The sequence below is a fragment of the Micromonospora sonneratiae genome, assembly GCF_042679305.1.
Lineage (GTDB): Bacteria > Actinomycetota > Actinomycetes > Mycobacteriales > Micromonosporaceae > Micromonospora_H > Micromonospora_H sonneratiae.
In genome coordinates, this window is sequence record NZ_JBHTMP010000013.1 from 1 (window position 1) to 13,171 (window position 13,171).

The following is a 13,171-nucleotide window of genomic DNA, read 5'->3' on the forward strand; positions in this document are numbered from 1 at the left end:
CTGCTCTGCCCGGGGGTCGGCGGCGGCGACAGCGGCCAGGCCGTAGCCGGTGGCGACCCCGATGCCGATGACGATCGGGGACCACCAGGGCAGGCCGAGGGCGGCCGGAGCACCGACGGTGGCGAGCCCGACACCGACCACGGCCACGTCGTACTTCCAGGGGCGGGGGAGCACGATCGCGGCGGCGGCAGCCAGCAGCAGCAGCGCCACCGGCACCTGCCACGCGGCCTCGCCCGGTGCTTCCACCGCCAGTCTGGTGAGGTCCGCCTCCCAGAGCCGACCCGGCGCGGCCAGCGCCTGGATACCACCGGTCAGTGCGGTGTAGCCGGCGATCAGCGCGACGACGCCGCCGCTGACCGACACGCCGAGGATCGGTCCCCGCCGCCACTCGACCGGCAGGGCACGGATGCCGACGCAGACCACCAGGATGAGCAGGGCGGCGGCGGCCAACTCCGAGCCGGGGGCCAGGATCGTCGCGATCCGGGCCAGCGTGCCGACCAGCCCGGCGGTCGCGGCGGCGGCGGCGAAGTCGGACCCGTCGAGCAGCCGGTCCGCCCGCCGTCCGGCGTCGATCGACGGGGCGAGGAAGAGCAGGATGGCCGCCACCAGCAGCAGCGCCCCGACCCATGCGTCGGTGACCGTGGCACCGGGCGCACCGAAGGCGGCGGCGGTCACCGCCAGCGCGCCGAACCCGGTGCCCAGGGTCAGGGGCAGGCTGGCCTGCCGCTGCGAAACCTGGGTGATCGCAGTGAGTCCCAGGGTTGCGCAGACGGCCAGGAAGCTGGCCGCCAGCACCGGCGCGGTGGCGTCCTGGAGCGAGGCGGCGGTCGGTGTGGGGTCGACCGGCACCGTCGCCGAGACGAACGCCGCGACGGCCCCGGGCAGGGCGAACGCGGCTCCACCGGCTGCCCAGGCAGCCACCACACCCGCCTCGTCGGGCACCGGACGCAGCGTCGGAAGCAACGAGACCAGTACGCCGGCCGCGGTCAGGGTGAACAGGATCACCGCGGTCAGGCCGGGGCGGGCCATCGACGCGCCGGCGCCGACGAGGCCGACCAGGGCGGCGGCTGTCGCGTGGGTCACGCCGGCCCGGTCGGTCTGTGCCGTCAGGCCGAGCAGCCCGATGCCGATGGCGGCCAGTACGGGCGGCCACGGTGCCAGCGACCAGGAGAGCCCGAGCGAGGCGGGGATGGCGATGGCGGTCAGGGCGGCACCGACGACGGCGAACTCGCGGCGGATCGAGGGCGGCAGGGAGAGTGCCGAGGCGATGGTCAGCAGCAGGGCGGTGGCGGCGAGTTGCCAGCCCGCCGAGCCGACCGCTGCGGCGAGTTCGTCGGAGTAGAAGACGAGGTCGGCGTTCCACACCGGCAGGGCGGCCCGGATCGGTGCCAGGCCGGCCCGTAGCGCTCCGCCGGCGACGACCAGTCCGCTGATGGTGAGCGCGACAGCAGTCGCCAGTTGGGGGCCGCGTCGGGCCGCCTCCGGCACCACGCGTACCCCGAGACCGGCGAGGGCGATGACCGCGGCGATGACCAGCAGGGCCTGATCGGGTAGGGCCACTGCCGCCACTCGCCCCGCCGCCCCGATGACGGCCAGCGTCATCAGCCCGGCCGCGATGTCGGGCAGCGGTGCCCGCCCCAGCGCCAGCGCCCCGACCAGCCCGACCCCGGCGGCCAGCAGCAGGGCCAGGCCGGCCTGCGCCGCAGTGGTGACGGTGTCGGCACGGATCAGGGCGGCGACGGCGTAGCACAGGGCGATACCGACGGCCAGTCCGTGCAGCACCCAGGCCAGGTCCCGCAGCCAGTGCGGGTCCGTCGGATCGGGCGGTGAGTCGGCGGTCGCCGCCGGTGTCGTCGTACGGGTGCGTCCACGGGGCGGTTCGACGGTGAGGACGGCGTCGGCTTCCTCCCCGGCGCTCTCCGGCCGTACGGTCCGGGTGGCCCCCGGCCGTACGCCCTCAGCGGTCTCGGGGCGGTCCGTCTCGACCGGTTCCGCCCGATCCTGCTCACCGGGTGCGGTGACGGTGCTGGCATCCGCCGGTGGTCGGCGACGCTGGGCCAGCCAGGGAACTGCCAGTTGCCCGCCCCGGCCGAAGATCCGCCCGAGGCAGAGGTTGATCGCGGCCACCGCAGCCAGTACGAACGCCCAGCCGACCGGGCCGCTGATCCAGTCGTACGCGAGGAGCGGAAGGATCGGTTGTACGGCCAGCAGGGTCGCGTAGCGGGGTACGCTCAGCCCGGTCGTGCCGGAGTAGGCGGCGGCGATCAGGGCGGTGGCCAGGAAGGTCAGGCTCGCGAAGACCGGGCCGGGTGGCCCGATCTGCCGGATCCCGTCGACGGTCCACAGTGCGTAGCCGTCCAGCGGCACCAGGAGCAGGCCAACGGCGGCGATCGTCTCGGCGGTGGAGGTGAGCCCCCGCCGGGCCACCAGGGGCGGGGCGGCCAGCATCACTGCGGTGGCGGCGATCAGGATCGTGAGCCGGCTGAGGTCGCCGAGTGAGCTGATCGCCACTGCGGCGAAGACGACGGCGGCGACGCCGAGCAGCAGTGCCCCGAGACCGAGCAGGATGTTCTGTACCTCGCGGGACGAGGCTTCCGGTTGGTGCTCGGGCTCGTCGTCGACGAAGGGTGGGGTGCCGCGCGGTGCGGTGGGCGGTGGCCGGTCGCGACCGCCGGTGTGGACGGTGCTCTGCCGAGGGACCCGCGGCCGGGTCGGCGGTTCGGTGAACGTACGCGGGCCGGACTCGGCGGTCGGCCGGGTGCCCGGGTCGGTGGTCAGCCGGACGCCCGGCTCGTTCGTCGGTGGCCGGCGGTCGGCCCGGCGGCGCAGGATCCGTCGGGGCCGGGCGACCCGTCGGACGCGTTCCTCGCCGGCATGGGCCAGGATGTCCCGCTGGAATATCGCGGCCTGCATCTGGGCCGCGATCTGCCGCTGCTCCGCACCGATCGCGGCCTCACGGGCCTTCATCTCCGCAATGGAGCGTTCGATCCGGGCCAGGTCCTCCACCCAGGCGCGTTGTTCGGCACCGCACTGTGGGCAGTTCGGCGCCGCTTCGAAGTTCCGTCCGCACGAGGAGCACTGGTACGTACTCATGGCACCCTCCCGGCCCGGCGGATCCGCGTTGTGGACTCTTCACCGAAGCATGCCGAAGTTTGGCAACTCTTCGATAGTCCCGCGCCGAGGCGAGATCGAAAAAGGTCGGCCGTGAACCCGACAGGGATCGCGGCCAACCTTTTTCAATGCAGTGCGTCAGGGCTTCGGTGGTAGGTCAGGGGCGGCCCATGCCCCGGTAGTCCCAACCGGCCTGGGCCCAGAGCGCCGAGTCCAGGCAGTTGCGTCCGTCGACGACCCGGCGACCGGCGACCAGTTCGCCCAGGGCCACCGGGTCGGCGTTGCGGAAGTCGGCCCACTCGGTGAGCACGCACACCAGGTCAGCGTCGCGTACCGCGTCGTTGATCGTGGGCTGGTAGGTCGGCGTGGGCAGGGTGCGCCGCGCGTTCTCCATCCCCTGCGGGTCGTAGATGTGCACGTCCGCGCCCGCCTTGACCAGCAGCGCGGCAACGGCCAGCGCCGGTGCGTCACGTACGTCGTCGGTGTTGGGCTTGAAGGTCGCGCCGAGTACGGCGATCCGGGTGCCGGACAGGTCGGGCCCGGCCGGGCCGTAGCGGCGGTCGAGCAGGTCGGCTGCGAGCTGCAACACCCGGGTACGGCGACGCAGGTTGATCAGGTCGACCTCGTGCAGGAACCGCAGTGCCTCGCCAGCGCCCAGTTCCTGGGCCCGTGCCTGGAATGCCCGGATGTCCTTGGGGAGGCAGGCACCCCCGAAGCCGAGACCGGCCTGGAGGAAGCGGTTGCCGATCCGCGGGTCGTAACCGATCGCCCGGGACAGCTGGGTGACGTCCCCACCCGCGACCTCGCAGACCTCGGCCATCGCGTTGACGAAGGAGATCTTGGTGGCCAGGAACGCGTTCGCCGCGACCTTGACCAGCTCGGCCGTGGCGAAGTCGGTGACCACCACGGGCACCTCACGGTCCTCGGTGGCGGCCAGGTCGAAGACGCCCTTGTGCGCGGCGTAGAGCATGGCGTGCGACCACTCGCTCTTGACCCCGACCACGATCCGGTTGGGGCGTAGCACGTCCTCGACGGCGAAGCCCTCCTGGAGGAACTCCGGGCTCCAGGCGACCTCGACCCCGAGGTCGGCCGGGGTGTGCTTGCCGACCAGCTGCTCGACCCACTCGGCGGTGCCCACCGGCACGGTCGACTTGCCGACGATCAGTGCCTTACGGGTCAGGTGCTGGGCCAGCCCGGTGACCGACGCCTCGACGTAGGAGAGGTCGGCACCCATCCCGTCGGCCCGCTGGGGCGTACCGACGCAGATGAAGTGCACGTCACCGAAGTTGGCGGTCTCGGCGATGTCGGTGCTGAACCGCAGCCGGCCAGCGGCCACGTTGCGCTTGAGCAACTCGTCGAGGCCGGGCTCGTGGAACGGGACCTCACCGGCGGCCAGTTTGGCGATCTTGTCGACGTCGACGTCGTAGCCGATCACCTCGTAGCCAAGCTCGGCGAAGCAGATGGCGTACGTCGCTCCCAGGTAGCCGGTGCCAAGGAAGGTCAACCGGGGACGGGACGCGCCAGATGGCGGGGTCACCGCAGCAATCGCCGGCATGGGTTGAGTGTTCGAGTACGGGATTGTCACGCCTGTGTTCTCCGCTCGCGCTGGGCGGCGCTTCCTCGCGTCGCATTTTGCTGCGGCGCCTCGGCCTGGGGCACCGGAACCGGATATTTCTGTTTTGTCTGCCGCTCAGGTACGTAGGGCGACGATAGTGCGTGAGCCTACGCGGCGGTAAGGATCACCGGATGGCTGGTCGGTATCCTCACACCACGCGGCAGGCCATGAGCAGACGCTACAGATGGGCATGATAATCGGCGAGAGGCACGACAGTCGCCAGGGGAGGGCCATAATGACGACAGAATCGTCGTTCGACGTCTACCGGTTGCCGGAGGAGTACGACGAGATCCGGGCAGCCGTTCGAGACGTCTGCGATGCCCGGGTCGCGCCGAACGCCGCCGAGACGGACGAGACCAGCGAGTTCCCCAAGGCGTCCTACGACGCGCTACGCAGCGCGGACTTCCACGCCCCGCACATCCCGGTCGAGTACGGCGGCGCCGGTGCCGACGCGCTGGCCACGGCCATCGTGATCGAGGAGGTCGCCCGGGCCTGTGCCTCGTCCTCGCTGATCCCGGCGGTCAACAAGCTGGGCACCATGCCGCTGTTGCTGGCCGGCTCCGACGAGCTCAAGCAGCGTTACCTGCCGCAGGTCGCCCGGGGCGAGGGGATGTTCTCCTACTGCCTCTCCGAGCCGGAGGCGGGCAGCGACGCCGCGTCGATGACCACCCGTGCCGTACGTGACGGAGACCACTACGTCCTGAACGGCGTCAAGCGGTGGATCACCAACGCGGGGGTCTCCGAGTACTACACGGTCTTCGCCGTGACCGATCCGACAGCCCGGTCGCGGGGTATTTCCGCCTTCGTCGTTGAGAAGTCCGATTCCGGCGTCAGCTTCGGCGCACCCGAGAAGAAGCTCGGCATCAAGGGCTCGCCGACCCGTGAGGTCTACTTCGACAACGTCCGCATCCCGGCCGACCGCATGATCGGTGAACCCGGCACCGGGTTCGTCACGGCGATGCGCACCCTGGACCACACCCGGGTCACCATCGCCGCCCAGGCCGTCGGCATCGCCCAGGGAGCGCTCGACTACGCCCGTGGCTACATCCGCGAGCGCAAGCAGTTCGGCAAGCCGATCGCCGAGTTCCAGGGCATTCAGTTCATGCTGGCCGACATGGGCATGAAGCTGGAGGCGGCCCGGCAGATGACCTACGTGGCCGCGGGCAAGTCCGAGCGGGGCGACGCCGACCTGACGTACTTCGGCGCGGCGGCCAAGTGCTTCGCCTCCGACGCCGCCATGGAGATCACCACCGACGCGGTCCAGCTGCTCGGTGGGTACGGCTACACCCGTGACTACCCGGTCGAGCGGATGATGCGGGACGCCAAGATCACCCAGATCTACGAGGGCACCAACCAGGTCCAGCGCATCGTGATGGCCCGGGAACTCCTCAAGCAGGTCGGCTGACCCCGACCCTGCGACAGCGGTTGTGTCGGACCCAACCCGCCGGTAGCGGTCGGGTCCGACGGCCGGTTCCCCGGGGCCGGTGGCGGTCGGGTCCGACGGCCGGTTTCCCGGGGCCGGTGGCGGTCGGGTCCGACGGCTGGATTCCCCACGACGGGGTCGGCCTGGCCGCTGCCGACCTCAGCGTCCGGCCGGCTCCTGCCGGGGGCCGGGTCGTTCGTACCGGTCCCGGTGCTGCTCGGCCAGGCGTCGGGCGATCGCCACCGCCCGGGTCGGGACGTACTCACCCTGCCAGCGGGCCAGGGTCTCCTGCGCCACCGTCACCAGGCGTCGGCCGATCTGGGTCAGCCGGCCGGTGGCCTGGAGCAGATCGGCGACCTCCCGGCAGGCCTCCCGCCAGCGGGCGAACTCGACCTGGGCCCGCAGCACATGCGCCCGATCGTTCTCGTGCCACGCCTGCCGCCGCCAGAACCCGGCGATCCCGAGGTGCGCGTACAGGCCCTGCAACAGGCCGTGCAGCGGCCGGCGGTCGGTGCGCCACGGTGCGTGGAACCGGTCGTCGGGCCCGGGGGCGAGCAGCGGGAACAGATTCATCAACGCCGACAGCTTGGTGTGTTGCAGTTCATGGACGAGGGTGACGGCGGCTGAACGGTCGTCGATGGGGCGGGACATGGCGATGCAGCCCACCGCGTTGCGGTAGGTGCCGCTGACCTGGCCCCGTTCGGGGTCGCGCAACGGCACGATCATGGAGATCGCGGCCGAGAGTTCCGTCGCGAACGAGCGGTGGCGATCGACGAGCAGCCGCCAGCCCGCGGTGACGCGTCGCCGCCAGATCTCCAGTTCACGCTGGTCGAGCAGTGCGGTCTCGGTGGCGCCGATTCCGGAGAAGGTGCCGAGGTCGTCGAACCGGACCGCCAGCCGAAGACCACGATGGACGGTCGTCAGACCGGGGACGGGTCGCCAGTACGGCGTCGCCGTACCGTCGGGTACGGCCAGCCGGAGCTCGCCACCGTCCACGTCGGCCTCGCCCCGGCTGGCCACCTCGCCCCGGCTGGCTGGCCCGGGTCGGCCGGCTGCCTCACTGTCCCCGGGGATGAACAGGGTCACCCCGTCGCCTCCGGTCCGCAGGCGCATCCGGGCACCCGACGGTCGGGGCAGCAGGACCCGTCCCAGGGACGGCAGGACCAGTGCTTTTGCTGACCAGGTGGCCGCCGGCAGCACCACGGTCGCCGGCATCCGGGCCCGCAGCGCGGTCGCCACGGCGATCGCGCTCATCCGTTCCGGACGGGCGCCCGCGAGGTCGCCGTTGGTGAGTCGCGTGGTGGTATTCATCGCCCACGCGCTGACCGAGGGATAGTTGAGCACCATTCGAGCCGCGTTCGGCGAGTTGCGGCGGGTCTGCGCAATGGTGGTGTAGGCCTGCGCGACCAGACCCGCATCGGGGTGTCCGAGGTCGGCCGACAACTCGACCATCGCCCGAAGTAGTAGCAGGTTCTTACTGTATTGCCCGGCCAGTAACGACCGAATGCCCACGACGCCGCCGCCCCCTCTGGCGAACTCGGTGAAAACCTGGCCGGATAGCTGGTGAAATGCTGATTCCACTCAGGATTCTCCCGCTGGTCGGGCGGACAGGTGGGTGGGTGCAGTGGGCATCGGGCCGCATGCGTCGGCGTCAAGATTTGCGCGGGAAGCGGGCCATCGCATTGACGGACGCTACGATAATCCATCGAGGCGGTGTATGTCCCGCTCACCCCTGGGGGCAGGGGTATCGCCGACACGGTCGAAAGTGGGGCGGCATGGCGCAACCCGTGGACCACGACGAGACTGGATTTGTCTCCGAGCTGATCGACGCGTCCGGGATGGGCACGGAGGAACTTGATGCGGTTCCCCGTACGGCTCTGCTCCGTTCGTTACGTCGGCTCATCGCGGAAACCCGTGCGCCGGCCGAGGACTATGCGAGTTGGCAGAACTACGTGGATGTGGAGAGTCTTGTCAGACCGGCAGCCGAGCGGTGAGTTGATCAATATGTATGAGGCTGCGACGGACACCGGACACGGCGGTGTCGACCGGGAACGGACCAGGGTGGTCTCGTTCGTGGCCGCCACCGGCAACACCGGCCGCACCAGCATCGTGACCAATGTGGCCTGGATCCTCGCCAGTGCCGGCAAACGGGTCCTGGTGCTGGACTCCGACCTCGAAGGAATGCGGGTCCACCAGTACCTGCAGATGTACCACATCGACGAGGGTCTGACCGGGGACCTGCTGCCCGTACCGCTGGCCCGGGTGCTCGACACCCTGATGCTCCGGTCGCCCCGGGTGTCGCCCCAGGACGGTGCGCGCATCCGACCGGTCGTCCGGCGGTACGCGGCGCTCACCGCCGACGGTGGTCGCCTGGACGTGGCCTGGCTGCCCGTCCAACCGACCGCCGCGCTGCCGCTGCCCGGGGCCGACGAGACGCCACCCGTCGAACTGCCGTTGAGTGAACTGCGCCGCCAGCTGCGGTCCGCCGACTACGACTACGTGCTGATCGACGATCCGGCCGGAGTGTCCGGCACGACGGTCACCCGGATCGCCGCGGTCTGCGACGCGGTCGCGATCTGCTTCACCAGCCAGCGGCAGCGGCTCGACGGAGCGACCGAACTCGCCCGGCAGGTACATCGGGCGGCACCGTTCGGTGTGCAGGTCATGGTCGTCGCCACCCAGTTCGACGACAGTGACAGCCCCGAGGGCGAGCGCAGCCGTAGCGACATCCGTCGGGCCTTCCTGGACGTCCTGTCCGATGCGGGTGCCGATGCCACCGCCGACGAACTGGTCCAGGTGGAGTTACCCCACCGGCCGTACGACCAGGTGCTGGCCCCGCTGATGGACGAGTCGCCGAGCCGGAGCCGGCTGCTGGCGGCGTACCAGCGGTTGACCTCGGCGATCTCCCTGGGCACGGTCGACACGGTCCCGTTGGTGTCGGACGCCATGCGCCGTCGCTACCAGCGCAGTCTCGGCCTACAGTCCGCTGCCGGACCGGAGCACATCCATCTCGTGTACCAGCCGGCGCAGCGGCCCTGGGCGGACTGGATCCGCGCCCAACTCGACGGGGTCGGCACCCGGGTCCGGACGTTGCCCGGGGACTGGGCTGCCACGCACCTCACCGATCGCGCGACCGTGATGCTGCTGGCCCCGACCGACCCCGCTGACGTCGGAGCGGAGTTGGCCCGGTTGATGCCGGTCGACCCGGACACCGGCCAGTCCACCGACGTCGTGGTCGTGCGTACGGCCAGCGGCCCGTCCGGACGACTGCCCGCCGGGGTCCGCTCGGCGGACATCGGTAACTGTACGGAGGCGTTGGCCTACAACCGGCTGCGTGCCGCGCTCGGCATGGCCGGTGTCCCCGCGATTCCCGTCGGTCCGGGCTGGCAGCCCAGGTTCCCGACCGGGGTACCGCCGCGACAGCTCAGCGTCGGCGTACCGCCCCGGCCACCGTCGTTCCTCGGCCGGGCCCGGGAACTCGAGGCGGTACGCGACCACCTCCTGGCCTCGACCGACGCGCGAGCCGTGACGCTGTACGGCGAATCGGCGGTCGGCAAGAGCGACATCGCCCGCGAGTACGTGCACCGGTTCGGCTACGACTACGACCTGATCGCCTGGATCCCCGCTGCGGACCGGCACGGTGTCCGTACCGCCCTGGCCGGGCTGGCCGAGCAACTCGGCGTCGAGCCGAAGGGCAACCCGGCCCAGGAGGTGCTCAAGGAACTGCGGCGACGGCGCGGACCCTGGTTGCTCGTCTACGACGGGGCCGGTGACGACAAACTGGCCGACCTGCTGCCGGTCGGTGGTACGGGGCACGTCCTGGTGACCCGGGGCCCAGCCGGAGCGGACCCGACGGCGAGTTCGGGGGCGGAACTGACCGTGACGCCGTTGAGCCGGGACGACAGCGTCGAGATGCTGCTGGCACAGGCTCCCAACCTCGCCGTCGACCTGGCCGCCGAGGTGGTCGACGTGGTGGGTGGCCTGCCGTTGACCCTGCGGGCCACCGCCGGGGTGCTGTGGCAGGCCGGGCTCCTGTTGCACGTCCGGCAGGGGGTGCCCAAGTCCCAGGCCACCGACGCCTCGGTGCCCGCCTTCCTGGAGGCGGTCCGTGCCGCCGCGGCCGACTCCGGGCGGCGGGCGGCCCGGGCCGGGCTCGGCGACGTCCTCCGGGTGTCACTCGACCTGATGCGGGAGGAACGCGCCGGACGGCTGGCGGTCACGCTGGCCCAGATGTGTGCCTTCGTCTCCCCGAACGGTATCGCGCTGCGCCTGGTGCGTTCCCGGCAACTGCTGGCCCAGTTGGCCATCGCGGTCGGGGCGGAGGAGGGTGAACTGCTCCGCCAGGACGGCTGGGAGATCGAGCGGGCCCTGGCCGCCGGTGCCCGGTACGGACTCTTCACGGTGGACTGGGGAGCCGAGTCCCGGCTGGTCATGCATCCGGCGTTGCAGGAGGCGGTCAGCTCGACGATGACCGTCGACGAGCGGCGGCAACGCCGCCGGCAACTGCTGTTCGGGTTGGCGGAGTTCGCCCCGGCGGACGGGCTGACCGAGTCCGTCGACCGTCGGGCGGCCGACCTGGAGGAACTGCACCGGCACCTGCTGCCGTCCGGCGCGTTGGACGCCGACGGGCCGGCCGAGGTACGCCGTTGGGTGGTCACCCAGTTCGGCTACCTCAGCGTGTCGAACCGCGCCGACGCGCAGGCCGACGGGCTGCGCCTCGGGCAGCCGGTGCTGGCCCGGTGGGTTTCGGTGCACGGGTGGCAGGACCGGTTGACCCTCCGGCTGGCGACCATCCTGGCCGACCTACGGCGGATCCTCGGTCAGGCGGCCGGTGCCCTGGAACTCGACACCGAGGCGCTACAGGCATCTTCGGCGCTGCTCGGGGCCGACCATCTCCGTACCCTGGTGATCCGGCGGGGGATGGCCGGCGACCAGCGGGCGGTGGGCCAGTTCCGGGCGTCACTGGTCGAGGACCGGGCCACCTGGCAGGGCTTCCGGGACGCGTTGGGCAACGACCATCCGCAGACGCTGCGGGCCGCGCACAACCTCGCGCTGGCGTCGTACCTGGCCGGTTTCACCGAGGAGGCGCTGGAACGGGAGCGGGACACCCTGCGCCGGCGGCTCCGACTCTTCGGTGAGGAGGACCCCTACACCTGGTGGTCCGCGTCGGACGTGGGCACCTACGAGCGTGAACTGGGGCAGTTCGACGAGGCGTACCGGACGCTGACCCGGGCGTACACCCGGATGCTGCGTATCGGTGGCGACGAACATCCGGACACCCTGCGGATCGTCCGCAGCCTGGCCGTGACCGAACGTCGGCGTGGCGAACACAGCCGGGCCAGGGACCTGAACGCGCGGGCGTTGCTGGCCTACCGGCGGACCGTGGGGGAGAACCATCCACGGACCCGGTCCTGCCTGTTGAGCCTGGCGGCCGACTACCACCTGAGCGGCGAGACGGTGGCCGCGGTCGAGATGGCGACCAGGTGCCTGCGCGGCTACCGCGAGGAACTCGGCGACGCACACCCGTTCACCCAGATCTGCCGGGTCAACCTCGCGGTGTTCCTCCGCGGCTGCGGCCGGCACGACGAGGCCGTCACCACCGGGGACGAGGCACTGCGGGACCTGCGTACCTCGCTGGGGGAGCAGGCCCATCCGTGGGCGTTGGCGGCGGCGATCGACCAGGCCGGCAACCTCGTCGCGAGTGGGGACCTGACCGCCGCCGCCCCGCTGCTACGGGCGACGCTCGAACTCTGCCGGGACTTCCTCGGGACCGGGCACTGGTACGTCGAGGTGACCGAACGGGCGTTGAGTGCCCTGGTGAGCCGTCGTGACGGGCTGGAGACGACCGGCGGACGGAACCTGGCCGTCGACTACGTCGATCTTGAGGTGCCGGGGACATGAGTACCAGGCCGCCAGCCGGTGGGGACCGGAGCGAGGGGGACGCGGTGGACGTCGAGGGTACGGGCACGACCGGCGAACGGCCGGCCGTACGGCTGGTGGAGTTCCTGGGTGCCCACTTCGGGCCGGCGCACCGGGTTGCGTTCGAGATGTGCCGGCAGGACCTCCGGGATGGCCGGCGACTGACCCATCTGGCCCAGTACACGGGTGGGGTGTGCGACTTCACCCTGGACCTGACCGGCGACCCGACCGGCGACCCCGCGTCGTACCGGCCACTGGAGACGTACCAGGACGCCGGGCGCAACATCGCACACGACATGGCCGACCTCGACGAGGAACTGCAGCCGGTGCAGAGCGGCGACCTGATCCGACTCGTGCTACAGGCCGATCAGGCGACGATCTTCAGTTTCTCCGTACTCCGGAACCGGTTCCTGGTGGGGCTGGTACCCACCCCGCCGGCGGATTCCGGGCGGTCGCTGGCACCGCAGGTGCCCGTCGTACGGGCAGCGGACGTGGCGATCTCCGAGCTGGCCAACCGACTACGGGGTTCGGTCAGCCAGCGGCCCACCGACTACGGCGGCTGGCTCTGGCTCGGTGAGCGGTACCTCGCGGAGGGATACACCAGCCACCTGGTCCACCAGTCGCTGCCGTCGCAGCCGGAGGAGCCGGTTCAGTCGCCACCGGAGGAGCCGGCTCAGTCGCCGTCAGCCGGACCGGACGACGACGTCCAGCGCCAGTTGGAAAGGTGTCGGCGGGCGCTGGACGTCGAGGATCTGCACTTCGTGGCGATCTGCCGGCACGGCACGGTCAGCCTCTCCGTCGACCTGCTGGACGACGATCGGCTGAGCCCGTTCTTCGGTGCCATCACCGTGGAGCAGCGGCGACGGTTCTACCACGGGTTCGGGACCCGGGTCGAGGCCCGGCTACGTGCCCTGCTGCGCAGTGTCTATCCGGCGATCGGCAGGCGGCTGAGTCGGGCCGTCTTCGACGTCGAGCAGGGTGCCCTCTACTGCTATCCCCTCGGACCGGGGGAGTACCTGCTCGGGGTGACCCTGGACCAGAACCGGGTCGGGCTCGCCGACGACAAGGCCGCCCGACTCGCCCGCGACCTCAGGGGCTGACCG

At 71.3% G+C, this 13,171-nt stretch carries 6 protein-coding genes and 1 pseudogene; 4 read left to right on the forward strand and 3 right to left on the reverse strand.

Going from position 1 to position 13,171, the window contains the following annotated elements; translation table 11 throughout:
* Both ACFQ4H_RS10825 and ACFQ4H_RS10830 read right to left on the reverse strand, forming a co-directional pair.
* Positions 1–3,093: pseudogene (locus ACFQ4H_RS10825) on the reverse strand (SCO7613 C-terminal domain-containing membrane protein); the annotation flags it as partial.
* A gap of 175 nt (positions 3,094–3,268) precedes the next feature.
* Positions 3,269–4,696, reverse strand: coding sequence for a UDP-glucose dehydrogenase family protein (locus ACFQ4H_RS10830; RefSeq protein ID WP_377569745.1), 1,428 nt, complete (start codon positions 4,694–4,696; stop codon positions 3,269–3,271).
* A gap of 265 nt (positions 4,697–4,961) precedes the next feature.
* Here ACFQ4H_RS10830 and ACFQ4H_RS10835 point away from each other — a divergent pair, with 265 nt between their 5' ends.
* Positions 4,962–6,131 (forward strand): acyl-CoA dehydrogenase family protein, encoded by a 1,170-nt coding sequence (locus ACFQ4H_RS10835; RefSeq protein ID WP_377569747.1) that lies wholly within the window; start codon positions 4,962–4,964, stop codon positions 6,129–6,131.
* 177 nt (positions 6,132–6,308) lie between these two features.
* On the opposite strand, the gene ACFQ4H_RS10840 is transcribed toward ACFQ4H_RS10835, so the two are convergent.
* Entirely contained in the window at positions 6,309–7,730 is a 1,422-nt protein-coding gene (locus ACFQ4H_RS10840) for an HEXXH motif domain-containing protein (protein ID WP_377569749.1), read from the reverse strand.
* A gap of 194 nt (positions 7,731–7,924) precedes the next feature.
* On the opposite strand from ACFQ4H_RS10840, the gene ACFQ4H_RS10845 reads away from it, so the two are divergent.
* Genes ACFQ4H_RS10845 through ACFQ4H_RS10855 form a run of 3 tightly spaced genes read left to right on the forward strand, consistent with a single transcriptional unit; the run spans position 7,925 to position 13,168 of the window.
* Positions 7,925–8,143 (forward strand): hypothetical protein, encoded by a 219-nt coding sequence (locus tag ACFQ4H_RS10845; protein WP_377569750.1) that lies wholly within the window; start codon positions 7,925–7,927, stop codon positions 8,141–8,143.
* Between the two features lie 10 nt (positions 8,144–8,153).
* A complete protein-coding gene (fxsT, locus tag ACFQ4H_RS10850; RefSeq protein WP_377569752.1) occupies positions 8,154–12,050 on the forward strand; it encodes an FxSxx-COOH system tetratricopeptide repeat protein in 3,897 nt (1,298 codons plus the stop codon).
* Positions 12,047–13,168 (forward strand): hypothetical protein, encoded by a 1,122-nt coding sequence (locus tag ACFQ4H_RS10855; RefSeq protein WP_377569753.1) that lies wholly within the window; start codon positions 12,047–12,049, stop codon positions 13,166–13,168. Before fxsT ends, ACFQ4H_RS10855 begins: the two co-directional genes overlap by 4 nt.
* Positions 13,169–13,171: the final 3 nt, after the last annotated feature.